The sequence below is a fragment of the Marinobacter sp. F4206 genome (genome assembly GCF_019392195.1).
Taxonomy (GTDB): Bacteria; Pseudomonadota; Gammaproteobacteria; order Pseudomonadales; family Oleiphilaceae; genus Marinobacter.
In genome coordinates this window covers 1,008,469-1,032,177 of sequence record NZ_JAHXKI010000002.1, presented here as the reverse complement: position 1 = coordinate 1,032,177, position 23,709 = coordinate 1,008,469, and the positions used below count along the sequence as shown (strand labels likewise).

The 23,709-nt window shown below is 58.5% G+C and carries 20 protein-coding genes; 8 read left to right on the top strand and 12 right to left on the bottom strand.

Annotated elements, in window-relative coordinates; translation table 11 throughout:
• Nucleotides 1–246 precede the first annotated feature (246 nt).
• The 6 genes from KZO34_RS07175 to KZO34_RS07150 all read right to left on the bottom strand — a co-directional run bounded on the left by KZO34_RS07175 (nt 247) and on the right by KZO34_RS07150 (nt 6,267).
• Complete coding sequence (locus KZO34_RS07175) at nt 247–948, bottom strand: ABC transporter ATP-binding protein (RefSeq protein ID WP_219475021.1); 702 nt, start codon at nt 946–948, stop codon at nt 247–249.
• Between the two features lie 9 nt (nt 949–957).
• Entirely contained in the window at nt 958–1,713 is a 756-nt protein-coding gene (gene livG, locus KZO34_RS07170) for a high-affinity branched-chain amino acid ABC transporter ATP-binding protein LivG (RefSeq protein WP_219475018.1), read from the bottom strand.
• Between the two features lie 6 nt (nt 1,714–1,719).
• Complete coding sequence (locus tag KZO34_RS07165; protein ID WP_219475014.1) at nt 1,720–2,991, bottom strand: high-affinity branched-chain amino acid ABC transporter permease LivM; 1,272 nt, start codon at nt 2,989–2,991, stop codon at nt 1,720–1,722.
• Nucleotides 2,991–3,914 carry a high-affinity branched-chain amino acid ABC transporter permease LivH gene (livH, locus tag KZO34_RS07160; RefSeq protein ID WP_219475011.1) on the bottom strand — a complete coding sequence of 308 codons (924 nt, stop codon included), beginning with the start codon at nt 3,912–3,914 and terminating at the stop codon, nt 2,991–2,993. The genes KZO34_RS07165 and livH overlap by 1 nt, the downstream gene beginning before the upstream one ends.
• A 162-nt stretch (nt 3,915–4,076) precedes the next feature.
• Nucleotides 4,077–5,189, bottom strand: a complete 1,113-nt coding sequence (locus KZO34_RS07155; RefSeq protein WP_219475008.1) for a branched-chain amino acid ABC transporter substrate-binding protein — start codon at nt 5,187–5,189, stop codon at nt 4,077–4,079.
• A 193-nt stretch (nt 5,190–5,382) separates the two neighbouring features.
• Nucleotides 5,383–6,267 (bottom strand): tetratricopeptide repeat protein, encoded by an 885-nt coding sequence (locus tag KZO34_RS07150; RefSeq protein ID WP_257900343.1) that lies wholly within the window; start codon nt 6,265–6,267, stop codon nt 5,383–5,385.
• A gap of 441 nt (nt 6,268–6,708) precedes the next feature.
• Here KZO34_RS07150 and KZO34_RS07145 point away from each other — a divergent pair, with 441 nt between their 5' ends.
• Nucleotides 6,709–7,209, top strand: a complete 501-nt coding sequence (locus KZO34_RS07145) for a MarR family winged helix-turn-helix transcriptional regulator (protein WP_219475004.1) — start codon at nt 6,709–6,711, stop codon at nt 7,207–7,209.
• A 121-nt stretch (nt 7,210–7,330) separates the two neighbouring features.
• On the opposite strand, the gene lon is transcribed toward KZO34_RS07145, so the two are convergent.
• On the bottom strand, nt 7,331–9,781 hold the full coding sequence (gene lon, locus KZO34_RS07140) for an endopeptidase La (protein WP_219475002.1): 2,451 nt from the start codon (nt 9,779–9,781) through the stop codon (nt 7,331–7,333).
• A gap of 210 nt (nt 9,782–9,991) precedes the next feature.
• On the opposite strand from lon, the gene trxA reads away from it, so the two are divergent.
• Both trxA and KZO34_RS07130 read left to right on the top strand, forming a co-directional pair.
• Nucleotides 9,992–10,855 (top strand): thioredoxin, encoded by an 864-nt coding sequence (gene trxA, locus KZO34_RS07135; RefSeq protein WP_219475000.1) that lies wholly within the window; start codon nt 9,992–9,994, stop codon nt 10,853–10,855.
• A gap of 85 nt (nt 10,856–10,940) precedes the next feature.
• Nucleotides 10,941–12,365 (top strand): hypothetical protein, encoded by a 1,425-nt coding sequence (locus KZO34_RS07130; protein WP_219474997.1) that lies wholly within the window; start codon nt 10,941–10,943, stop codon nt 12,363–12,365.
• A 20-nt stretch (nt 12,366–12,385) separates the two neighbouring features.
• On the opposite strand, the gene paaX is transcribed toward KZO34_RS07130, so the two are convergent.
• A complete protein-coding gene (paaX, locus tag KZO34_RS07125; RefSeq protein WP_219474994.1) occupies nt 12,386–13,357 on the bottom strand; it encodes a phenylacetic acid degradation operon negative regulatory protein PaaX in 972 nt (323 codons plus the stop codon).
• A gap of 407 nt (nt 13,358–13,764) precedes the next feature.
• Here paaX and KZO34_RS07120 point away from each other — a divergent pair, with 407 nt between their 5' ends.
• From KZO34_RS07120 to KZO34_RS18870, 5 genes are all read left to right on the top strand, one after another.
• Nucleotides 13,765–14,922, top strand: a complete 1,158-nt coding sequence (locus KZO34_RS07120; protein WP_219474991.1) for an ABC transporter substrate-binding protein — start codon at nt 13,765–13,767, stop codon at nt 14,920–14,922.
• A gap of 91 nt (nt 14,923–15,013) precedes the next feature.
• On the top strand, nt 15,014–15,889 hold the full coding sequence (locus tag KZO34_RS07115; protein ID WP_219474987.1) for a branched-chain amino acid ABC transporter permease: 876 nt from the start codon (nt 15,014–15,016) through the stop codon (nt 15,887–15,889).
• A complete protein-coding gene (locus KZO34_RS07110) occupies nt 15,889–16,899 on the top strand; it encodes a branched-chain amino acid ABC transporter permease (RefSeq protein WP_219474985.1) in 1,011 nt (336 codons plus the stop codon). The genes KZO34_RS07115 and KZO34_RS07110 overlap by 1 nt, the downstream gene beginning before the upstream one ends.
• Nucleotides 16,896–17,654, top strand: coding sequence for an ABC transporter ATP-binding protein (locus tag KZO34_RS07105; RefSeq protein WP_219474983.1), 759 nt, complete (start codon nt 16,896–16,898; stop codon nt 17,652–17,654). Before KZO34_RS07110 ends, KZO34_RS07105 begins: the two co-directional genes overlap by 4 nt.
• A gap of 17 nt (nt 17,655–17,671) precedes the next feature.
• Complete coding sequence (locus KZO34_RS18870) at nt 17,672–19,036, top strand: ATP-binding cassette domain-containing protein (protein ID WP_219474980.1); 1,365 nt, start codon at nt 17,672–17,674, stop codon at nt 19,034–19,036.
• Nucleotides 19,037–19,157: 121 nt separating this feature from the next.
• Here the strand turns inward: KZO34_RS18870 and paaZ are convergent, their stop codons facing one another.
• From paaZ to paaC, 4 genes are all read right to left on the bottom strand, one after another.
• Nucleotides 19,158–21,203, bottom strand: a complete 2,046-nt coding sequence (paaZ, locus tag KZO34_RS07095; protein WP_219474977.1) for a phenylacetic acid degradation bifunctional protein PaaZ — start codon at nt 21,201–21,203, stop codon at nt 19,158–19,160.
• A 90-nt stretch (nt 21,204–21,293) separates the two neighbouring features.
• On the bottom strand, nt 21,294–22,373 hold the full coding sequence (paaE, locus tag KZO34_RS07090; protein ID WP_219474974.1) for a 1,2-phenylacetyl-CoA epoxidase subunit PaaE: 1,080 nt from the start codon (nt 22,371–22,373) through the stop codon (nt 21,294–21,296).
• A gap of 13 nt (nt 22,374–22,386) precedes the next feature.
• On the bottom strand, nt 22,387–22,956 hold the full coding sequence (gene paaD / locus KZO34_RS07085; protein ID WP_219474971.1) for a 1,2-phenylacetyl-CoA epoxidase subunit PaaD: 570 nt from the start codon (nt 22,954–22,956) through the stop codon (nt 22,387–22,389).
• Nucleotides 22,940–23,704, bottom strand: a complete 765-nt coding sequence (gene paaC, locus KZO34_RS07080) for a 1,2-phenylacetyl-CoA epoxidase subunit PaaC (protein WP_219474967.1) — start codon at nt 23,702–23,704, stop codon at nt 22,940–22,942. The genes paaD and paaC overlap by 17 nt, the downstream gene beginning before the upstream one ends.
• Nucleotides 23,705–23,709 lie beyond the last annotated feature (5 nt).

Sequence of the window (23,709 nt, the reverse complement as noted above, 5' to 3'; positions counted from 1 at the left end):
CATACCGCGCCACCAGATGGGTAAACCGGCGGCATTGCGGGAACGGCCCTGACTGGTTTCTGTGGAGACAGGATGACCGTTCCACTGAGTATAGTGCATATCCTGTAATCGCAAGCGTAAAGTTATGTGAGTAATTGATTTGGCCGTGAAATTTCTCAAAATAGGGTAATGCGGCAGGGCCGGAAATGAAAAAGCCGGCACCTGATGACAAGTGCCGGCTTTAGTCGGGTTCCGGTTGTGGAAGTATCAGCCGCCGAGGTAGGCGTTCTGCACATCCGGATTGGCCAGCAGGTTCTTGCCGGTGTCTTGCAGTCGGATCTTCCCGGTCTCAAGGACATAGCCCCGGTCCGCCAGGTTCAGTGCCTGATGAGCGTTCTGCTCAACCAGAAACACCGTGATGCCTTCGTCCCGAAGGTGCCCGATAATCTCAAAGATCTGCTTGATCACCAGTGGCGCGAGCCCCAGTGACGGCTCATCCAGGATGATCATGTTGGGCCTGCTCATCAGGGCGCGCCCGATGGCGAGCATCTGCTGCTCGCCGCCGGACATGGTACCTGCTCGCTGGGATTCACGCTCTTTCAGACGGGGAAAGAGTTCGTAAACGTGCTCCTGGCTCTTGCGGATCTCCGTCTTGGTATTGAAGAACCCGCCCATGTGCAGGTTCTCCTCCACCGTCAGGCCGGAGAAGATCCGGCGTCCTTCCGGAACGATGGCGATGCCGGATCGCATGATCTGCGCCGTCGGCTCCCGGGTGATGTCGCGGCCTTCGAGAATAACGCGCCCGGAACTGGCCTGAGGGTTGCCGCAAACGGTCATCAGCAGCGTCGTCTTGCCGGCACCGTTGGCGCCGATCAGGGACACGATTTCGCCTTTCTTGACCTCGACGGAGACCCCATGCAGGGCCTCGATCTTGCCGTAGTGGGTGTGGACATCTTCTAATAAAAGCATGGTTCTTCCTCAGGCCTCGCCCAGATAGGCTTTGATCACGTCGTCATTCTGGCGGATCTCTTCCGGCGTGCCACTGGCCAGGGGGCGACCCTGGTTAATGACGTTGATCCGGTCGGAGATATCCATAACCAGGCTCATGTCGTGCTCAATCAGCACCACGGAAACGCAGTAATCCTCTTTCAGGCTGACAATCAGCTGGTTGAGGTCCTTGGTTTCCGCCGGGTTGAGGCCGGCTGCCGGCTCATCCAGCATCAGCAGCTTGGGCTCGGTGACCATGCAGCGGGCAATTTCAAGGCGGCGCTGCTGGCCATAGGCCAGGTTGCCGGCTTCCCGGTTGGCCAGGTCCATCAGTCCCACACGGTCCAGCCAGTAGGCGGCCCGATCCAGCGACTTCTGTTCCCGCTCCCGGTAACTCGGGGTTTTCAGCAGCCCGGCCACCAGGTTGGTGTTCAGGTGCCGGTGCTGGGCGACCAGCAGGTTTTCCACCACGGTCATCTGGTTGAACAGGCGCACGTGCTGGAAGGTCCTCACCATGCCGAGCCGTGAGATCTTGTAATCCGGTTTGCCCTGGACTTCACTGCCTTCAAAGAGGATTTTGCCGCCGGTCGGCGTGTAAAAGCCACTCATGCAGTTGAACACAGTGGTCTTGCCGGCACCGTTGGGGCCGATGATGGAAACAATTTCCCGTTCCTGAACGTCCAGTGACACTTGGTCTACCGCCAGCAGGCCGCCAAAGCGCATGGACAGATTCTGTACTTCAAGCATCGTCCGTCACTCCTGCTTTTTCAGTTCAATGTGAATACGGCGCATAGGCATAAGCCCCTGCGGACGCCAGACCATCATCAGTACCATGGCGGCACCAAAGATCAGCATGCGGTACTCGGAGAATTCCCGGGCCAGTTCGGGCAGGATGGTCACGGCAATCGCCGCCAGTACCACGCCGATCTGCGAGCCCATACCGCCGAGTACCACGATGGCCAGGATGATGGCCGATTCCAGGAATACGAAGGATTCAGGACTGATAAAGCCTTGCTTGGAGGCGAACACGGTGCCGGCGAAGCCAGCGAAGAACGCGCCGATGGTAAAGGCCGAAAGCTTGACTGCAGTCCGGCTCAAACCGAGGGAACGGGCCGCGATTTCGTCTTCCCGCAGGGCTTCCCAGGCGCGACCAACCGGCATGCGCATGAAGCGGCGGATGACCAGGGCAGTGAACACGGCTAGAACCAGGGCGATCAGGTACAGGAAAATCACCTTGTGTTCGCCGCTGTAAGCAATGTTGAAGGTCTCGTGGAAGGAGGTGTTGCCTTCCTCCTTAACACGGCGGCCAAACTCCATTCCGAACAGGGTGGGATCGGGAATGCCACCAATGCCGTTCGGACCACCGGTCAGGTTGGTCCAGTTGTTGAGCAGGATCCGGATGATTTCACCGAAGCCTAGCGTCACGATGGCCAGATAATCACCCCTTAGCCGGAGTACCGGAAAGCCGAGTACCAGGCCAAAGGTTGCGGCCAGCAGAGCGCCGATCGGCAATGCGAACCAGAACGAAACGCCCAGGTATTGGGACAACAATGCGAAGGTGTAGGCCCCCACGGCGTAGAAGGCCACATAACCCAGGTCCAGCAGGCCGGCGAGGCCAACCACCACGTTGAGACCGAGCGCAAGCATGATGTAGATCAGCACCAGCGTGGCCAGATCAACGGCCCCCCGGGACACAAAGAATGGCCAGAACAGTGCGAGTACTACAATCCCGGTCAGGATCCAGGATTCGATCTTGGCTCGCTTGTTTTCGGCCATCGGCTCTTTATGGGTGCCGGAGCTCAGACTGGACAGGTTGCCAAGCTTGCCCATGATGCTGTCGCGGAACAGCTGGAAGAAGAACACCACAAGCGCTGCCAGGAGCACGCCCACAATCGTGGTGATGTTAGCGCCAACAATCGTGACGTTGATGCCCTGGGCCTCAAGGTTAAACCCGAGGATGGGGTAGGAAATAATCAGGGTAATAACGGCACAGAAGAGTGCGTGTTTAAAGTTTTGAGCAGCCATCAGATCTTCTCAACCTCCGGTTTGCCGAGCAGGCCGGTGGGTTTGAACAGCAGAATGAGGATCAGCAGGCCGAAGGAGACCACGTCCTTGTATTCGCCGCTTAGGTAGCCGGAGGTCATGCTTTCGGACACGCCCAGTATCAGTCCGCCCAGCATCGCACCAGGGATGCTGCCAATGCCTCCAAGTACCGCCGCGGTAAACGCCTTTAGCCCGGCAATGAAGCCGAACAGCGGATCGACCGAGCCGTAGTACATGCCCAGCAGAAGTCCGGCAACAGCGGCGAGCGCGGCACCAATGACGAAGGTGGCCGCAATGATGCGGTTGGTGTCGATACCGAGCAGGTTGGCCATGCCCAGATCCTGAGATACCGCGCGACAGGCGCGGCCGGTACGGGAGCGGGCAATGAACAGGGACAATGCGGTCATACAGATGAGTGTGGTTATAAAGATGGTGATCTGCATGTAGGACAGGGACATCTGGAAGGCGCCGTCTGAACCAAACTGGAAACCACCCTCAATCAGTGCCGGAAAGCCAATGTTGCGGGAGCCCTGGGCAAGGTGCACATAGTTCTGCAGAAAAATCGACATACCGATGGCGGAGATCAGGGGAATCAGTCGATGCCGCCCACGAACCGGCCGGTAGGCGACCCGTTCTACGGCCCAGCCCATCGCACTGGATACAATCATGGCACAGACCAGTGCAACGATCAGGATCAGCGGCAGCCATGCAACGCCAAGGGAGGCGAGGCCGGTAATGGCGATCAGCGCGGTGTAGGCGCCAATCATATAGATTTCACCATGGGCAAAGTTGATCATGCCGATGATGCCGTAAACCATCGTGTAGCCGATGGCGATCAGGGCGTAAGTGCTCCCGATCGTCAGCCCGTTTATGAGCTGCTGAGAGAAATACAGGAGGTCTTGCATTGTTAGAAAACTCCGAAAGCCTGCTCCCTCCGCTTCCGCTCACCGGGTCCGGGATATCCAGACCGGGGGTGGGGGAGGTTCGACAGGAGCCTAGAAAAACACCTTCTCCCGGATCGCGGTGAGAAGGTGCTCTTAAAATTACCGTTTGTTAACGATTTGGGCTTAGTTTACCGGAGTTTTACTTCCATCTGAATGCCATTCGTAGACAACGAACTCAAACGATTTCATATCGCCGGCCTCGTCATACTCCACATTACCGATCGGCGTCTGGAAAGCGCCGCTGCGCAGGGCTTCTGCCACATCGAACGGATCGGTGGACTCAGCCTTTTCGATACCCTCGGCAACCAGTTGAACGGCTGAGTAGGACGTCAGTACGAACGGGCCGGAAGGATCCTCGCCCTTGTCTTCGAACGCGGCAACCAGTTCCTGGTTTTCCGCTTTCTTGTCGAAGCTGGGCGGCAGGGTAACCAGCAGGCCTTCGGCCGCTTCACCAGCAATGGTGTTAATGTCTTTGTTACCAACGCCTTCCGGACCCATGAACGTAGCATCCAGGCCAGCCTGATCAGCCTGGCGCAGGATCAGCCCCAGCTCCGGGTGGTAGCCACCGTAGTAAACGTAGTCGACGTCAGCCTGCTTCAGCTTGGTCACCAGGGAAGAGAAGTCCTTGTCGCCGGCGGTGATGCCTTCGAACATGGCGATCTCGACGCCTTGATCCTTGAGGGTGTCACGCACGGCGGTAGCGATGCCTTCACCGTACTGCTGCTTGTCGTGAACGATGGCAACCCGCTCCGGGTTCAGGCTGGCGATGTAGTTGCCGGCAACCGGGCCCTGCATGCTGTCCAGGCCGATGGTGCGGAATACCAGCTCGTAGCCGCGCTCGGTAATTTCCGGGCTGGTGGACGCCGGAGTCACCATCAGGATGCCTTCATCCTCGTAGATGTCGGAGGCGGGCTGTGAGGAGCTGGAACACAGGTGGCCGATCACAAAGCGGACGCCGTCATTGACCAGATTGTTGGCAACGGTGACCGCCTGCTTCGGGTCACACACGTCGTCGTATTCGACGGCGACGAGCTCTTCGCCCATCACGCCGCCATTGGCGTTGATCTGTTCGATGGCCATACGGGCACCGGAGAACTGCATGTCACCATACTGGGCAACGGGACCGGTCATCGGGCCGGCAATACCGATCTGGATTTCGGCGGCCGCGTGGCCGGCGCCCATCAGGGCGATGGAGGTGCTGATAGCGGTTGCGAGTTTCGTTACTGAGGTTCTCATTGGGTCTGTCCTGTTTGGTTCAGGGTTATTCTTGTGTTCTCAGAGAGTTAAACAAACACCACAGCCTGCTGCTTGTCAAGCAGGTCGGGCCAGAGTTTGCTCGTGAACACAGAGCTCTGAAAGCTGGCTAATGGAAGTCGATAGCTTCCAATCAGCAAGCTTGCTAGCAAAGCCCGTGCCGCTCTGAGAGGCGTCACGCGTCCGTGCTGTCATCCTGGTCGATAAATACCAGTGCGCGGAAGCTTTCGTGCTCGCGCAAGTGCTCGAAACTGAGGTCCACCGAGGCATCGTCCCGGTAGGCCTCTGAAATGTCGATTGCTTTTTGTAACGTTGCGATCGAATCTTCCCAACGCCCAATCTCGGCATAGGCACAGGCCAGCTGGTAGTGGGCGTGGCCATTATCCGGGGCCAGCTTTAGCGCACGTTGGCAAAGACTGATGGCCCACAGGGGTTCCTGGATCTCAAGTACGGCGTCGGCCTTGTAACTCAGTGCTTCCACGTCGTCCGGTCGCAAGTCGAGAATCTGGTCGTAGGCGGCAATCTTGTTTTGTTGGGAAGTCTCCTGGCTTGCTTTAAGCCAGAGCGAATGCACTTCATTGGTGCGTTCAATTTCCGCCTGGTTCTGATGAATGATGTCGGACTTTTGCTTGAGTTGCTCTTCGATGGCCTCGAGTCGCTTCTCGTACTCCACCACCAGTTCATTTACCCGCTTTTCCGCGAGGCTGGTGAGCTGGTTGCGCATGTCCCGGATCGAGTTCCAGCCGATGACAACCAGGATCGAGGTCGCGCCGGCGATCAGATAGAAGAAGTAGGTGACGGTATCGGTAGCGTAGGACATGGTCTTGTCGGCCACCGACAGTTCCTTGTCGACCACCTTTTCGATCAGTTCGGCCCGGGTGTTCTGCATTTCCTTGCGCAGGGCTTTGCTTTCTTCCAGCAGGTAGAGTTCGATAAATGGCGTGTACATGGGCTCTTCCAGATCAGCGAGCGCTGCGGCCACGTCATCCGCTGTAACGTCTTCACGACCGGGGGGTGTCGTGTCTTGGCCTTGCGCCAGAGCCTGCCCGGCGAGGGTCATGGTGAGCGCCAGGATGCCTGCCATGGCACGCAGGACGGTGCTGAACGGACTCGGGTGGTCCGGGCGGGTTTTAGAGGTCGTGCTCATGGGCAAAAACCGGTCTGGGTGTCGGCTGATCATTGAACTGCTTCCGTTTTACAGGGTTTCGGAAAGGTGCAGACCTTAGCATAGTGGCCGGGCGAAAAAACGCCCCCGAGCCCACAAGGCGAGCAGGTATGGACCCCGCTAGGTAATTTTAGCGACTTGCATTTTCTGGTCTAAAGACCTCTAATAGTTAGTGGTATAAATAAAATTGGTCGTTTTCATTGATCCATACCCATCCGGGACTTCATTGGAGTGAGGCTTAAGCCGATGGCGAGTGACAAGCGTGCGTATGCAAAATCGCTGAACGCCACCGATTCAAATCAGCAGGGGGGCCTGCCCCCAGATCGGAGCAGTGCTGTGAACAATTATGAACAGGTACTTGTGGCGCTGCGGCGCGTTATCCGCGCAACGGACCTTCATTCCAAGCGGCTCAGCAAGCATGCCGGACTGACCGGCCCGCAGCTGCTGATCATGCGGACGATCCGGGACCTGGGAGAGGTCACCATTGGCACCATTGCCGATAAGGTCAGTCTCAGCCAGGCCACAGTCACCACGATCCTCGACCGGCTTGAGCATCGCAACCTGGTGTACCGGGTGCGCAGCACCCAGGACAAGCGCAAGGTGCATGCGCACCTGACCGATGAAGGCGCTGAAATACTGGCCCGGGCGCCCAACCCTTTGCAGGAAGACTTCATCAAGAAGTTCCAGAGCCTGGATGAGTGGGAGCAGACCATGATTCTGGCCTCGCTCCAGCGGGTGGCCAACATGATGGATGCCGACGATATCGATGCGTCGCCGGTGCTGCACGTTGGCCCGGTGTTGCGGGAGGATGGCTGGAAGTCGGATGCCAAGTCCTGACGGCCAAACCTTCTCTGGGGGCGGGCCACTTTGCCTCCCGTGCTTGAGCACCGGCTCAGTGCCAATGACGGTGGGATACGAGTGAGCGTCGAGACGACCGCTCACCGGTAAGGCCAGTTTCTCAGTGAACGCTGGAGCCCTTGCGAGGCTTGTTGCCAAAACAGACTTGAAAGACATCGTTGTAATGTTTGGCAAAACTTACGGTCAGGCCCTCTTTCAGATAGTCCGGCAGCTCCTCGTAGTCGCCGCGGTTTGCCTCCGGAAGGATCAGGTTACCGATTTTCTGGCGCCGCGCGGCAATGACCTTTTCCCGAATGCCTCCGACAGGCAGCACCTGGCCGGTGAGCGTGAGTTCTCCGGTCATGGCGATGTTCTGTTGCGGCGATTCCTTTCGGGCGATGGACAGCAGGGCGGTGGCCATGGTGACACCGGCACTCGGGCCATCTTTGGGGGTTGCGCCCTCCGGGACATGCAGGTGCACGAAGGACTTGTCGAAGAACGTCGGGTCCCCCTTGAAGCGTTTCAGGTTGGAAGACACGTAGCTGTACGCGATTTCTGCCGACTCCTTCATGACGTCGCCAAGCTGGCCGGTCAAACGGAAGCCGCGCTGGCTGGTGTGAATGCGTGATGCCTCGATGCTCAGCGTTGCGCCGCCCATGGCCGTCCAGGCCAGCCCTGTGACCACGCCGATGCCTTTCAGGGATTTTTCCTTGCGGAATGCCGGTTGTCCAAGATAATTCGCCAGGTCAGAGACGCCGACTCTGACCGGGGCATCTGGTGTTTCCAGCAGCTTCACGATGCCCTTGCGAATGATTTTGTGCAGCAGTTTCTCCAGGTTTCGGACCCCGGCTTCGCGGGCGTATCCCTCAATCACCTGTTTAATGGCGGCATCGGTGATGTTGAGCTGCTTTTTCAGCAAACCGGCCCGCTTGAGCAGGCGCGGCAGCAGATAATGCTTGGCAATGGCGAGTTTTTCTTCGGCGATGTATCCGGACAGGCGGATCACGTCCATGCGGTCCAGCAGAGGCCGGGGGATGGTGTCCAGCTGGTTGGCGGTGCAGATGAACAGCACCTTGGACAGGTCCATCCGGACGTCCAGGTAGTGGTCGAGAAACTCACGGTTCTGTTCCGGATCCAGGGTTTCCAGCAGCGCCGAGGCGGGGTCGCCCTGGAACGAGGCGCCAATCTTGTCGATTTCATCCAGCATGATCACCGGATTGGCGACTTTGGAATCCTTGAGTGCCTGGACAAACTTGCCCGGCATCGCGCCGATATAGGTGCGACGGTGACCCTTGATTTCAGCCTCGTCTCGCATGCCGCCGACACTGAATCGGTAGAATTTTCGGCCCAGAGCATCGGCAACCGAATGACCAATGGAGGTCTTGCCGACGCCGGGAGGGCCTACGAGCAGCAGAATGGAGCCACTGATCTCGCCCTTGAAGGTGCCTTCGGCCAGGAACTCGACAATCCGGTCCTTGACGTCGTCGAGGCCGTCGTGGTCCCGGTCCAGAATGCGCCGGGCCTCGGCGAGATCAAAGTGGTCGTCCGAATGGATGCCCCAGGGCACCTGGGTCAGCCAGTCCAGATAATTTCGGGTGACGCCATATTCCGGTGAGCCCTGCTCCAGTACCTGAAGTTTCTGCACCTCGTCCCGGAAGCGTTCTTCCACCGCTTCCGGCGGGTTCAGGCCGGCCATGCGCTCTTCGAAGCGTTCAACGTCCGCGGTCTTGTCGTCCTTGGCCATGCCCAGCTCGCGCTGGATGACCTTTAGCTGCTCCTTAAGGAAAAACTCGCGCTGGTGTTTCTGGACCTTGGCGTTCACCTCCTCGCTGATTTCCGACTGCAGGCGGGCCACCTCCTGCTCCTTGCGCATCAGCAGCAGTACTTTCTCCATGCGCCGCAACAGGGGAACCGTATTGATCACGTCCTGGAGTTCGTGGCCCGGGGCGCTGGTCATGGACGCGCCAAAATCGGCCAGCGGCGAGCTGTCGTCCGGTCCGAATCGGGACAGGTACTGTTTAACCTCTTCGCCATACAGGGGGTTGGTGCGCAGCAGCTCCTTTATGGTGCTGATGATGGCAAGGGTGTAGGCCTTCAGCTCATCGGGATCCTCTTTCGGTTCCCGCGGATACTCTACCTCAACCAGATAGGGTGGCTTGCGCCGGAGCCATTGCACAATGCGAAAGCGCTGCAGGCCCTGTGCGATGAACTGGACCTTGCCGCCTTCGTTCTGGGCCTGGTGCACGCGAACGGCACAACCCATGGTTTCCAGTTGTTCGCTGGCGGGAATGCCCTGTTCGGCATCGTGCTCCTCCACAAAGCAGATGCCCAGTACCCGGTGGTCGGTTTCGCCCACGCGCTTGAGTGTTTCCTGCCAGGGGTCCTGGTTGACCATGATGGGCTGAACCTGGGCCGGGAAGAAGGGCCGGTTCGAGACGGGCAGCACATACATGCGCGTCGGCATCATTTGCTGTGGCAGGGCAAGGCTCTTGCTGTGCTCATCCTTGCCAATGTACTCGGTCAGGTCTTCTTCGAATTCCTCAAGCGACTCTGTGCGATTTTCGTCATTCATGCCGTGAAGTATCCATGGGGAAAGGTTGTGGTATGGTCCGGTCGCCAGCTGGGACTGCGGCGACAGGAATAACGCCTACTAGCTTATGTAACGGCAGTTACGGCTATTTCAAGGATTTGGCATTGCAGCGGTAGCCGCTTGATTTTCGGCACTCTGACCCCATGTCCTCTGGCAGTTACGATGATTCTTTCGACGATGCAGGTGCAATGGATGAGCGATTCTCCGTATATTTTTGAAGCCACCATGGAAAACTTTCAGCAGCAGGTGATGGATGCCTCAGCGACCACGCCGATCCTGGTGGATGTCTGGGCCGAGTGGTGCGCGCCCTGCAAACAGCTGACCCCTGTTCTGGAAAAGCTGGCGAACGACTATCAGGGTGGCTTCCTGCTGGCCAAGGTGAATGCCGACGAACAGCAAGAATTGACCTCCAGTCTGGGTGTTCGCAGTCTGCCCACCATCATTCTGGTAAAGAACGGCCAGGCGGTGGACGGCTTCAATGGTGCCCTGCCGGAGGGTGAAATCCGCAAGGTACTGGACAAGCATGTTGAGGCGCCGGAAGAAGACCCCTACGACAAGGCCCATCGGCTCTGGGAGGGCGGTGATGTCGATGGCGCCCTGGCTATTCTCTCTGAGCTGAACCGGAAGGACCCGGACAACCTGAAGGTGCTGATCGATCTCGCCCAGCTCAAGGCGGAAATGGGCGATCTGGAAACTGCGGAGCAGGTGCTTGAGAGTCTGCCGCCGGAAGAGAAGATGCAGCACCAGGCGAAACAGCTGGCGGCAAGGCTGAAGTTCCTGAAGCAGTCGGCAGAGCTGCCACCGATCAAGGATCTGGAAATGGCCCTGGAGCAGGATCCGAAGGACCCCAATGCTCTGCACCAGCTCGCGTTGCACCACGTCCTGCTGGAAAACAACGCCGACGCAATGGAGCTACTGATCCGGCTCATGCAGGTCGACAGCAAATACAAGGACGAGGCCGCCAAAACGACCCTGATCGAACTCTTCGACAAGCTGGGCAACAACAATCCCGACGTCCGCGCCTACCGTCGCAGGCTCTATACCCTGATGCACTGACCGGAGCGGCCGCCAAACTTCAAGGGAACCATTCGGCTCGTTGCGCCTTCAAACGGGAAGGTGCGACTACGATTGGTGAGACGCCATGGCGCGTTACTGCTGGTACCTTCTCTGGATAGTGCTCCTACCCGTGGTCATGGTTGGGTGTGCGACGCGCCAGTATTCCGATGCTGCCGTGGTTGCGGTTTCCGGAGAGTGCGACCGCCAGTTTTTGCGCTGGCGGAACCAGGTCGCCGACGGGGACCGCTTCGATGCCCAGGATTGGTCGCCGCCTGGCTTTCCCTATCTGCGGGTCGACCGCTTTCTTGCCAGCTTTGATCTCGTCGGCCTGACTGCTCGGCAGCGTCGCGACTGGTTGACGCGAGCGCATTCAAAGGCGGCGACCGCCTGGCGATATGAGATGCAGGGAGGGCCGGCCGAAGCCACGCAGTGGCTGGAGGGGTTGCAAGGCTGTGCCGACCGTGCCATCGCTGTGCTGGCCTCAGAACCCGGGTTCTGGCCCCGGCTGGCTGAAGCGGCCCAGGTTCCGGACAGTTACAGCACCGGGGCCCGGGTTCTGGGGTTGTATCCGTTGGTCTCGCCGATTATACGTTGGCGTGCCACGGCTGCTATGGGCGAGCTGGCCGATCAGTTCGGCCATTATAATGCCCGCGCCGGCTGGCGGACCTATCTGCCTGACCAGGCGGTTACGGGCGAGCGTGCCGTGTCAGAGGCTTTCCCGCGGGATTCTCTGGGTGTGCCGGTGCTGGATGATCAAGCGCGCCGTGCGCTATTCCAGCGCCATGCGCCTGGTTGGCGGATCGAAACGCGTGACCGCAATGACCTACCGGGGGTGCCGGCTCGGGACGACAACGGGGATTTGCGTTTTAGCCCCGGCTCCGTGGTGTATACCCAGCTTGGCTATGTCTACCAGGACGGCATAATCCTGCCTCAACTGGTGTATGTTCTGTGGTTTGCGGCCCGGCCAGCGGAGCATTGGCTCGACATCTACGCCGGTGCGCTGGACGGGTTTGTCTGGCGGGTCACGGTCGATGAAAACGGCGAGCCTTTGGTGTATGACACCATCCATCCCTGTGGTTGCTACCACCAGTGGCTACTGGTGGATGGTGGCCTGAGGCAGGATGGCAGCGTTGACTATATCGCTGAGCGACTCTGGCTGCTGGGCTCGGTTCCGAGTCCCGGCGCAGCGCCAACATTGTCGTTGTCGGCGGGTGAACACCAGCTGGTAGATGTGGCTACCCGCGGATCAAACCCGCAAGGGCAGACGGCGTCCTATCGCCTGGAGCCCCTTGATGGGCTGAGGGGGCGCTCCCCTGCCGGCGGGCGCCTGTATGGCGGAGATGGCCTGGTCGCCGGATCGGAGCGGCCTGAACGCTTCCTGTTGTGGCCGGCCGGGGTGCCGTCGGCCGGAGGAATGCGCCAATGGGGGCACCACGCCGTCGCCTTTGTCGGGCGCAGGCATTTCGATGATCCTTATCTGCTTGAGCGCTACTTCCTGTCGCCCCGTTAGCGCGTACTTTGAAGGGCTTGCTATTCGGTGACAGGCTCGGTGCGATTGTGGTCCTCGATTCGAGGCGTGTCTCTGAGACCGCCAAAGCGCTTGTAAAAGGCCTCGTTCGGGCTCGGCAGCGGGCCAGAGGCGTTTTCGAGGTTTTCATCCAGCCATTGCTCGGCGCGGGCGTAGATTTTCCGGTAAAGGTTCCGGCACAGCTGTTTGGCGCTTCGACCTTCCCAGTCGCCGGGAAGCAGTTCGTCGGGCAGTTGTGGATCTCTCAGGAGAATCTTTCGGTATTCATGAACAAGGAGAACCCGGGCGAGCAGGCATTCCTGAGGTGTCAGGTTGTCATTTGACTGCAGTTCCCGCCAAAGCGGTCTGAACTGCTCCAGAAAGTGTCGATAACGATACGCCAGCTCGTCCAGATTCCAGCTTTCCCGGACTTGCAGTCTGAGGGCTCGGGGACTTTTCTGTTCCAGAGGCTGGGTCTGCATGACAATAGTATCGTCCAGTGCTCCCCATTCCTGCAGCATTGGAATCAGTTGGTGACGGGTATAGCGGGGGTGCTCCATGACGCCGGGTGCAATGTTTCCAAAGCTGAGCCATTTCAGCTCGTCCCGCACCCTCTGCTTTGTCTCGGAATCCAGCTGATTCAGGAAGACCAGGCACCAGCTCCCGCTCCATTCCTCATTGGTAATGCTGTAGACATGCTGAAATGCCTGCTGGAATCGGCGCAATCCCGGTCCGGTCAGGCTGTAGTAGCTGCATCGCCCGATCCGCTCGGTCTGGAGCCAGGTTTCCTGGACCAGGCGATAGACCGACGTTCTGATCAGTCGTTGGCTGATGCCTATGGGTTCCAGCAGCTTCATTAGGCTGCCCAGCCACACGGTGCCACCTCTCGGCGCAATCGCGTCACCGTAAACGGTAATGATGAGTGAGCCCGCTCTGAGAGGGCGCTTTTTCTGAAAATCTTTTACAAGGTTTTCTAGCTGAGTCTTGGCTGACATGGTTTTGGTATCGAATTCATAAAATTAAGAAACTCTGTCGTGTCGCTATTATGCGGTTCTTGCCGTCGAGGTAAAGCGCACCTTCTACCCGCGCCCAAACTGGCGGCTTCGCCGAAGGTCGACTTTACTCTCAACAGTGCGTCCGGATGAAATCAAAACCGGTTGACACTGGATTTATGATACAATAACTTCGTTTGATATTCGTCAACGGTATCGAGTTTTTTGCCGGTAGCGAAGATTCTGAGTCTTTCTGGTCTGGTTCTGTGAGGTAAGGGCCGGTTTGAAGCGGGGTGGTGGTCCGTGATTCGTGACACGAAAGTGGAGCGAAAATGTCAGGCCACCGTCTTATTTCTGAGATATGAAAGCGGGGTGGCTCAGCCCCCACACAATTCGGGAGAACAAAAACAATGCTTAGCACAATGATGCGTCGCGCGGGTAAATGCGCAGCAGTCGCTGCCGCTGGTCTCATGATGATGAGCGCCCAGGCAGCCGAACCAATCAAAATCGGGTCCTTCCTCTCAGTGACGGGACCAGCCTCCTTTCTCGGTGACCCCGAGCTGAAAACGCTTGAGATGTACGTCGAGAAGATTAACGAAGATGGTGGCGTCCTTGGGCGTCAACTCGAACTGATTCATTACGATGACGTTGGTAATGCCTCTTCCGCCCGTAACTTCGCCAGCCGTCTGATCCGCTCTGACCGGGTCGATATCATCGTTGGTGGCAGCACCACTGGTGCGACCATGGCAGCCGCTCCGCTGGTTCAGCAGGCAGGGGTGCCCTTCATCTCGTTGGCCGGGGCTGTGGTTATCACCACGCCGGTGAAGGAGTGGGTGTTCAAGACACCGCAATCCGACCGCATGGCGGCAGAGCGGATTCTGGGTGACATGAAAAACCGCGACATCACCAAGATCGGTCTCATTTCCGGTACGGGTGGCTTCGGTAGCTCCGGCCGTACCCAGACGCTGGAAGTGGCCGAGAAAATGGGTATCGAGGTCGTTGCAGACGAAACCTACAGCGGCTCGGACACCGACATGACCGCGCAGCTGACCAACATCCGGAATACCGACGGTGTTCAGGCTGTACTGAACTTCGGTTTCGGGCAGGGCCCGGCGATCGTTACCCGTAACTACAACCAACTGGGTATCGAGCTTCCGTTCTACCAGTCTCACGGCGTGGCATCCGACAGCTTCCTCGAGCTTGCCGGTGACGCTGCCGAGGGTCTTCGTCTTCCCGCCTCACCACTGCTGGTGCCGGACTCCCTGCCGGAGTCTGATCCCCAGAAAGAGGTGGTTCAGAACTACAAGTCGGAATACGAAGCTCGCTGGGATTCCAAGGTATCAACCTTCGGTGCCTACGCATACGACGGCCTGATGCTGGCTGTCCGCGCGATCGAAGAGGCAGGAAGCACTGACCCGGAAGCCGTTCGCAAGGCACTGGAAGGCATCAAGGGCTACGTCGGCGTGACTGGCGAGTTCAATATGTCTCCTGAGGATCACAACGGTCTTGATGCCGACTCGTTCCGGATTCTGGAAGTCCAGGACGGCGACTGGAAACTGATCAACTGATCCTACCTGTAATTCGTCTCTCCGTTGGCTGATTATCCGACCCTGGGCAGGGCGGTAATCAGTCAACCGGAGTTCGACTGGAATCAAGGCTATGTTCTCGGAATTCTTACAGTATCTCTTTACCGGGGTTACTATCGGTGCAACCTATGCATTGATCGCCCTTGGCTTTACCCTCATCTATAACGCCAGCCACGTGATCAACTTCGCCCAGGGCGAGTTCCTGATGATCGGCGGTATGGCGACCGTGTCCCTCACCGCCATGGGCGTGCCCATGATCCTTGCGGTGGTTCTTGCCGTTGTGCTGGCCGGAATTCTGGGTATTCTTTTGCAGCGGTTTGCCATTGCTCCGGCAAAGCAGGCAGACGTGGTAACCCTCATTATCATCACCATCGGCGCCTCGATCTTTATCCGCGGTATTGCCCAGATTGTATGGGGTAAGGAATACCACGTGATGCAGAATTTCACGAGTGACGAGCCGATCCAGGTGTTTGGCGCTGTCCTGAACAGTCAGAGCCTGTGGGTTCTCGGCATTGGCGCCGTTCTTGTCGTGGCGCTCGTACTGTTCTTCACCAGGACGCTGATCGGTAAAGCGATCCTGGCCACGTCCATGAACAAGGAAGCCGCGCGCCTGGTGGGTATCCGGACACAGATGGTGCTGATGCTGGCCTTCATGGTATCTGCGCTGCTTGGCTCGGTCGCCGGCATTGTGGTGGCCCCGATTACCTTCACCTCTTATGACATTGGCATCATCCTCGGCCTGAAAGGCTTCGTTGCTGCGGCGATTGGCGGTCTGGGCAGTGGTCTGGGTGCGGTTGTCGGCGGGCTTCTGCTCGGCGTGGTCGAGGCAATGGCGGCCGGTTACCTGTCCTCCGACTACAAGGATGCCGTTGCATTCTCCATGATCCTGCTGGTGCTGTTCTTCCTCCCCCGCGGATTGTTTGGTGCCAAAGTAGTGGAGCGTGTCTGATGTTGAACCGTCTTATGCAGTCACGCCTCCGGGGAATAATCGTCCTCGCGTTGATTCTGATTATTCTTCCTGCCTTTCTCGGTAACCCGTTTCACTACGAGCTGGTTACCCAGATGGCCATTATTGCGGCCACCGTGGTGGGCCTGAACCTTCTGGTAGGCTACGCCGGTCAGATCAGTCTGGGTCACGCCGGTTTCTTTGGCCTCGGCGCCTATTTCACCGGTATCGCAACCGGGACCTACGGATGGCCGTCAGTACCGGCGCTGCTGGTTGGCGCCGTTGTTGTGGGTATCATTGCCTGGGTGGTCGGGCGACCAATCCTGAGGTTGAAGGGACATTATCTGTCCATGGCGACCCTCGCCGTCGGTTTTATCATTGCCATTATCCTGAACAACGAGCGCGCTCTTACTGGCGGCCCGGACGGTATGCCGGTTCCCGCATTTGAGGTGTTCGGCTGGGAACTGAGCACGTTTGGCCAGTACTCCCTGTTTGGTCTTCAGATTGAAGGCTTCCAGGCCTGGTACATCTTCGCCAGTGTGGTCCTGCTGGTGGCTGTCTGGTTCGCTCTGAATCTGATTGAATCGCCGATTGGCCGTGCCTTGCGATCGGTGCATGGGTCGGAAGTGGCCGCCCGTGTAGTGGGTGTGAATACCGCCAAATACAAAAGCCTGGTGTTTGTCATTTCTGCGGTTTACGCCAGCCTGATGGGCAGTCTCTATGCCCACTTTCAGGGCTTCATCACGCCGGCCGTCGCAAGCTTCGAGTTCTCCATTCTGTTCATCACCATGGTCGTCCTGGGCGGCATGGGGTCAACGTTCGGTGTCATTCTGGGCGCCGTCGTGCTGAAGCTCTTGCCTCAGGTTCTGGCCGATTTCCAGGAGCTGGAGACCGTGATGTTTGGCCTGATTCTCATGCTGACCATGATTTTTATGCCGAAAGGCCTTCTGCCTACCTTGACCGCAGTCGTTTCCAAGAAACTGGGTAAGAAAAAAGCCGGAGGTGCCGCATGACTGCACTGGTTGAAGTAAAGGGGCTGGACAAGGCCTTCGGTGGCGTTCATGCGGTTGAGGGTGTCAGCTTTGCGGTGGAAGCCGGACAGGTCTATTCGGTGATTGGTCCGAATGGCGCTGGCAAGACCACCCTGTTCAATCTGATCACTGGACTGTATACGCCGACTGGCGGCGAAATTCGGTTGAATGGCGAGAACACGACCGATCTCGAGCCCAACGAGCTCGCCGAGCGGGGCATGTGCCGGACATTCCAGCAGATGCAGATCTGCATGAACATGACGGCCATTGAAAACGTCATGCTTGGTCGTCATCTGAAACTCAAGAGTAACCTGTTCACCACGTTGTTCCGCTTGCCGGCATTGCGCCGGGATGAGGCGGCCGCGCGTGCGCGGGCTGCGGAGCTTATGGAATATGTAGGCTGCGGGGAGTATCTCGAGACCGAGGCGTCGGCCATGTCCTACGGTGCGCTCAAACGCCTCGAGATTGCCCGGGCACTCGCCGCCGAGCCGCGGATCATTCTCCTTGACGAGCCGGCGGCCGGCCTCAACGCAACCGAAACGGCGGCGCTGGAACAGCTGATCCGGAAGATTGCCGACGAGGGTACGACGGTGATGCTTGTTGAACACGATATGAAACTGGTGATGGGTATTTCCGACCGGCTTCTGGTTCTCAACTACGGCCGCGTTCTGGCTGAAGGTACCCCGGCAGAAATCCGCCAGAATCCGGATGTTATCGCTGCCTATCTGGGTGGCTGAGTAAGGAGGCAATTCGAATGACACAGCAAAACACGGGAATTGCGCCTGCCCAGTCACGCGGCGAGCAGGCGATTGGCACCATTGTGCGGGAGCACCAGGCGCTCTGGCGCACGCTTGATCTTCTCGATCAGCTTCTGCACGACATGAACATCAATCAACAGCGTCCGGACGAAAAGCTGTTGACCACGATTTTCGATTACATTCAGCACTTTGCCCGTCGTGTGCACAGTCAGCCTACTGAAATAGTGCTGTACCGGCTGCTCGGAGAAAAGTCTCCGGAGTCCGTGCCGCTCCTGGACAAGCTTTCCAGAGGCTATGAGATTGGCGATGTGAAAGTGAACGAGCTGCGTCAGTTGCTCAAGGTCTGCATGGAACAGTGGCCGGAAGGGCGTGAAGAGTTCAGTCATGCGCTGGCCCGCTTTACCGAAGCCCTGCGCAAACACATCCGCAAGGAAGAGGGCGTGGTGATCCCCAGAGCTCGCGATCTGTTCAGCGAGGAAGACTGGGATCAAATTATTGAAGCCCGGGACGTGGAGAACGATCCCCTGTTCGGGGAACGGGTCCGTGATGAGTTCCGGGAGCTTCGACACGAGATTGTCAGCTATACGCCTGAGCGTTTCGGTGGTCTTGGTCTGAAGCACGAAGAGCGGATGACGGCCCCCCACGAGAAGCAGGAACTGCTCTCCGTCAAAGGCCTGGTGACCTCCTATGGCCAGATCGAAGTCCTCCATGACGTCGATATAAAGATCAACAGCGGCGAGATTGTGTCGCTGGTCGGGGCCAATGGTGCCGGCAAATCAACCTTGTTGATGACGATTTCCGGTCTGCAGCCGGTCGATCGTGGCAGTGTGATGTTCGAGGGCAAGGATCTGGGCAAGGTAGGTGCCGATCAGCGGGTCGGTCAGGGCATCGTTCAGGTGCCGGAAGGACGCCAGGTATTCAAGGATCTGAGTGTCCATGACAACCTGTTATTGGGGGCCTACACCCGTGGCCGGACGCCGGAAGTCGCCGAGGATCTCGAGCGGATGTACGGCAAATTTCCGATTCTCCGGCAGAAGCGTCACAACCTGGCCGGGGAGCTTTCCGGCGGTCAGCAGCAGATGCTGGCCATGGGGCGTGCACTGATGGCCCGCCCCCGGCTGTTGCTGCTTGATGAGCCCAGCATGGGCCTGGCGCCGCTGATCATCGAAGAGATCTTCAACATCGTCAAGGAGCTTAAAAAGGAAGGCATCACCATCTTCCTGGTTGAGCAGAATGCCTCTCAGGCGCTGGCCCTGGCCGATAGAGGCTATGTCCTCGAAACCGGCCGTGTGGTGATTGAGGGGACCGGCAAGGAACTGCTGAGCAACGAGAAAGTCCGTGAGGCCTACCTGGGCATGTAACGCCAGCTCGTTTTTGGAGCACAAATAAAAGGGGGACAGGTCGTTAAACCTGTCCCCCTTTTATTTGCCTGTGACTTTCTCCCTGGGGTCCAAGACAGGGAGAAAATCTGGCAGCCCGGTTTTACTCGGGCTTCTTGGCAACCAGTGTCAGGATGTCGTAGCTCGCAACCATTTCATCGTTCTGGTTGTGAACCTGGACATCCCAGACCACGACACCTTGTGGGTGTCCGTCCGGCGATGTCCGACCCTGATCGATTTTGCGCTTGCAGGTCAGCCGTGCCCGGATGGTGTCTCCCGGAGCAACCGGCTCGATAAAGCGGAGGGTATCCAGGCCGTAGTTCGCCAGAACCGGACCTTCGCCCGGAGATACGAACAGGCCGGCCGCCGCGGACAGCACAAAGTAACCGTGGGCGATGCGCTTGCCGAACTGGGATTCCCTCGCGGCCAGTTCATCAAAGTGCATGTAGAAATGATCACCGGACAGGCAGCCGAAGTTGACGATGTCCGCTTCGGTGACGGTGCGGCGGTGGGTCAGCAGGGATTCGTTGATCTGCAGATCCTCGAAGTGCCGACGGAACGGATGAACTTCGTATTCGATCAGTTCCGCACCACGAACGTATTCGCCGGTCACGGCGGCCAGCATCGTGGGCGAGCCCTGGATTGAGGTGCGCTGCAGGTAATGGTGAACTGCACGGATACCGCCCAGCTCCTCACCACCACCGGCACGGCCCGGCCCGCCATGCTTGAGCATGGGCAGTGGCGAACCATGGCCGGTGGATTCCTTGGCCGCTTCCGCGTTCAACAGATGCAGGCGTCCGTGGTAGGCCGCCAGGGCCGGAACGATCTTGCCTGCGATGGCCGGATCGCGGGTGGTCAGCGTGGTGACCAGAGAGCCACGGCCCTTGGCGGAAAGCGCCAGAGCATCCTCAATGGTGTCGTAGGGAATAACCGTGGCGACCGGGCCAAACGCTTCGATATCGTGGGCGCCACAGCCGTTTTCCGGATCGCGGCACAACAGCAGGTGCGGCTCGATGAATGCGCCGTTTTCGGTGCCTTCACCGGTTGGCTTGAAGTTGTCATCGCCACCCACGACCAGCTCGCTGGTCTTCAGCAGTTCCTGGATATTGGCTTTGACATCCTCCAGCTGGTCGATGGAGGCCAGTGCGCCCATCCGGACGCCTTCTACGGAGGGGTCTCCCACGGTTACCTTGGACAGGCGCTCCTTGAGCTTGTCACAGACCGCCTCAACCTGATCGCGGGGCACCATGACACGGCGAATCGCCGTACACTTCTGACCGGCTTTGGCGGTCATTTCACGGCCGACTTCCTTCACGAAAATGTCGAATTCCTCGTGCTCTGGGGTGACGTCCGGAGCCAGGATGGCGCTGTTCAGGGAATCCGCTTCGGCATTGAAGGGGATGGAGCGATTGATAATGTTCGGGTGATTGCGCAACTTGCGGGCGGTGGCTGCGGAACCGGTAAAGGTCACGACGTCCTGCTCTTCCAGGTGCTCGAACAGGTCGCCGGTGCTGCCGATGATCAACTGCAGGCTGCCTTCGGGCAGGGCGCCGGATTCCTGCATCAGGCGAACCGCCAGTTCGGTGACGTAGCAGGTAGACGTGGCCGGCTTTACGATGGAGGGCATGCCGGCCAGGAACGTGGGTGCGAATTTCTCCAGCATGCCCCAGACCGGGAAGTTGTAGGCATCAATGTGTACTGCAACACCACCGCGGGGCACCATGATGTGAGTGCCGGCAAAGTGGTTGTTCTTGCCCAGTGGCACCACCGGCCCTTCGTGGAGGACGTTACCGGAGGGCAGTTCGCGCCGGCCCATGCTGGCGTAGGAAAACAGGGTGCCGAAGCCACCATCAATATCGATGCCGTTGTCGCCCTTGCTGGCGCCCGTGTGCATCGACAGTGCGTACAGTTCCTTCTTGTGCTCCTGCAGGTACATGGCCATGGCCTTCAGGGCCAGGGCGCGCTCCTGGAAATCCATCGCCATCAGGTTCTTGCCACCGACCTTACGGCCATATTCGACGGCAGCTTTGAAATCAAGGGTATCGTCGTGGGTGTGGGCCACGATCTCGCCATTCACGGCACTGGGCAGAGCCTTGGCTGCGTTCTCACCGACCCACTGGCCGGCGATGAAACTTTTCAGGACTGACATTGGAAACTCCGTTCATTTCTGAAAACGTGAAGGCAAGTCCTGCTGTACAGGACTTGCCTTTGTCGGGTCGGGCCGTTGTCGAAAAACGACTTACATTTCGTCGTAGTCGAGAACGACCTTGTCGGTGACCGGGTAGCATTGGCAGGAGAGTACGTAGCCTGCTTCGACCTCGTAATCCTCCAGTGCAAAGTTCTGGTCCATTTCCACTTCGCCTTCCACCACCTTGGCTCGGCAGGTTGAGCAAACACCGGCCTTGCAGGAGAAGGGCAGGTCGGCGCCTTCCTCGTTGCCGGCGTCGAGAATGCTCTTGGTGTCGCGCACCAGCGGGAAGGTCAGTGACCGGCCGTCGGCGATCACGGTGACTTCACTGATGGACTGTGGGTCGACCTTGATGTCTGCACGGTCCTTGCGAGCCTGGGGCGCCCCACCAGCCGGGGTAAACAGCTCGAAATGGACCTTGCTCTTGTCCATGCCGTGGCGGAGCAGAGAGTCGCGCACTGTCTCAGTCATCATCTGGGGGCCGCAAATGAACGCAGCAGTCAGGTCCTTGGCATTGATCCAGTGGTCGAACAGCGCATCACACTTCTCATGATCGATGCGGCCGTTGTACAGGTCGATGTCCTGCTCTTCGCGGGTGAAGATATAGACCAGATTGAAGCGCGCCATGTACTCGTTCTTCAGGTCCTGAAGCTCGTCCCGGAACATGGTGCTGCTGGTCGCCTTGTTGCCGTAGAAGAGCGTGACTTCACTCTTGGGCTCGGTCTCAAGGGTGGTCTTGATGATGGACAGGATGGGCGTGATGCCACTACCGGCTGCAACCGCGAGGTAGTTGCCTTCACGCTCGGGGTCCAGATCCACGGAAAAATGCCCCTGTGGCGGCATCACTTCCAGGGTTTCACCGGGCTTGAGCTGCTCATTGGCAAACGTGGAAAACACGCCACCGGGAACCTTTTTGATGGCAATCCGCAGATCCTGATCATTTACGCTGGTGCAGATAGAGTATGAGCGGCGGACTTCCTCGCCGTTCATTTTTGTTCTGACAATCAGGTGCTGGCCTTGCTTGTAGGCAAACTTGTCTGCCAGGTCATTTGGCAGATCAAAAGACAGTGATACGGCGTTTCTTGTTTCAGGTCTGACCTCTTTGAGGGTCAGTGGGTAGAATTTATTCATGATCGTATCGGCTCTAGATGCATTTGAAATAGTCGAAGGGTTCGAGACATTCCCTGCAGCGATAAAGCGCCTTGCAGGCGGTCGATCCAAATTCGCTGACCCGCTCGGTCTCGTGGCTGCCGCAATGGGGGCAGGTGATGACCTCGGGCTCGCCGAGCAGGCTCATTTTGCTGGAGCTGCCCTGGGGCGGTGCGATTCCGAACGCTCTTAACTTCTCTTTGCCTTCGTCTGTGATCCAGTCGGTGGTCCAGGCGGGGGTCAGCACCTGATTGATCTTCGGATCCCGGAACCCCGCCGCGCGCAGGGCCTCCGAAATCAGCTCCTCAATCAGCTCAGTGGCCGGGCAGCCGGAATAGGTTGGCGTGACATCGACGGACAGTTCTTTCCCGTCCCATCGAACCGCCCGGACAATGCCGAGTTCCACGACGCTTACCGCCGGTACCTCGGGGTCCTTGACCTCTTCCAGAAGGGCCCAGATATCTTTCTCGGTCAGCAGGTCGGGGCGAGCGTTGGCCGGTACCCGGTCGCTGGCGATCAGGATATCTACCGCTGACCTTGCGTCTGTATCACCATGTTTTGGCATCGGGATAGGCCCTCTGCAGAAACTGCATTTCTGCCAGAATGAAACCAAGATGTTCGGTGTGTTCGCCGTGTTTGCCGCCCATGTACATCCAGGCATCTTCGGCGCCGGGAGTCAGGGTGGCCTGGGCGAGCACTTCATTGACCAGGCCGTGCCAGTCGTTCTTGAGCTGCTCAGGGTCCGGGCCAATGCCGGCCTTCGCCATCAGCTCATCGGTTTCGTCCGGGGTGATCAGCTCACCGGTGAAGCGCCACAGGATATCGATCGCATCCTGCATGCGGCGGTGGCTTTCTTCGGTGCCATCACCCAGGCGTTTCACCCACTCGGATGACCGACGGAGGTGGTAGGTGGCTTCCTTCAGCGCCTTGGCTGCAATGCCGGCAATCCGCTCGTCACTGGCCTCGGTCAGGCTCTTGAGGGTGAAGTAGTGCCAGACATCGAAAAAGAACTGCCGGCCCATGGTGACCGCATAGTCTTCGTTCGGCTGCTCGGTCAGGAGCAGGTTGCGATAGTCATGGGCATCACGGCGGAACGCCAGCTTGTCGGCATCCCGGCCATCGTCAATCAGCTCAGCCGCATACTCGTACCAGTTGCGGGCCTGGCCGACGAGGTCGAGTGCAACGTTCATCAGGGCCATCTCTTCCTCGAGCGCGGGCGCCTTGCCACACAGCTCGCTCAGGCGCTGGCCAAGAATCATGTCGGAGTCTGCCAGGCGAAGCAGGTATTCTTTGAGTGCTTCAGTTTGTGTCATGCCAA

Coding starts and splice junctions, on each gene's coding strand:
- KZO34_RS07175 (WP_219475021.1), bottom strand. CDS start 948: ATGCTTTTATTAGAAGATGTCCACACCCACTACGGCAAGATCGAGGCC.
- livG (WP_219475018.1), bottom strand. CDS start 1,713: ATGCTTGAAGTACAGAATCTGTCCATGCGCTTTGGCGGCCTGCTGGCG.
- KZO34_RS07165 (WP_219475014.1), bottom strand. CDS start 2,991: ATGGCTGCTCAAAACTTTAAACACGCACTCTTCTGTGCCGTTATTACC.
- livH (WP_219475011.1), bottom strand. CDS start 3,914: ATGCAAGACCTCCTGTATTTCTCTCAGCAGCTCATAAACGGGCTGACG.
- KZO34_RS07155 (WP_219475008.1), bottom strand. CDS start 5,189: ATGAGAACCTCAGTAACGAAACTCGCAACCGCTATCAGCACCTCCATC.
- KZO34_RS07150 (WP_257900343.1), bottom strand. CDS start 6,267: ATGACCCTCGCCGGGCAGGCTCTGGCGCAAGGCCAAGACACGACACCC.
- lon (WP_219475002.1), bottom strand. CDS start 9,781: ATGAATGACGAAAATCGCACAGAGTCGCTTGAGGAATTCGAAGAAGAC.
- trxA (WP_219475000.1), top strand. CDS start 9,992: ATGAGCGATTCTCCGTATATTTTTGAAGCCACCATGGAAAACTTTCAG.
- KZO34_RS07130 (WP_219474997.1), top strand. CDS start 10,941: ATGGCGCGTTACTGCTGGTACCTTCTCTGGATAGTGCTCCTACCCGTG.
- paaX (WP_219474994.1), bottom strand. CDS start 13,357: ATGTCAGCCAAGACTCAGCTAGAAAACCTTGTAAAAGATTTTCAGAAA.
- KZO34_RS07120 (WP_219474991.1), top strand. CDS start 13,765: ATGCTTAGCACAATGATGCGTCGCGCGGGTAAATGCGCAGCAGTCGCT.
- KZO34_RS07115 (WP_219474987.1), top strand. CDS start 15,014: ATGTTCTCGGAATTCTTACAGTATCTCTTTACCGGGGTTACTATCGGT.
- KZO34_RS07110 (WP_219474985.1), top strand. CDS start 15,889: ATGTTGAACCGTCTTATGCAGTCACGCCTCCGGGGAATAATCGTCCTC.
- KZO34_RS07105 (WP_219474983.1), top strand. CDS start 16,896: ATGACTGCACTGGTTGAAGTAAAGGGGCTGGACAAGGCCTTCGGTGGC.
- KZO34_RS18870 (WP_219474980.1), top strand. CDS start 17,672: ATGACACAGCAAAACACGGGAATTGCGCCTGCCCAGTCACGCGGCGAG.
- paaZ (WP_219474977.1), bottom strand. CDS start 21,203: ATGTCAGTCCTGAAAAGTTTCATCGCCGGCCAGTGGGTCGGTGAGAAC.
- paaE (WP_219474974.1), bottom strand. CDS start 22,373: ATGAATAAATTCTACCCACTGACCCTCAAAGAGGTCAGACCTGAAACA.
- paaD (WP_219474971.1), bottom strand. CDS start 22,956: ATGCCAAAACATGGTGATACAGACGCAAGGTCAGCGGTAGATATCCTG.
- paaC (WP_219474967.1), bottom strand. CDS start 23,704: ATGACACAAACTGAAGCACTCAAAGAATACCTGCTTCGCCTGGCAGAC.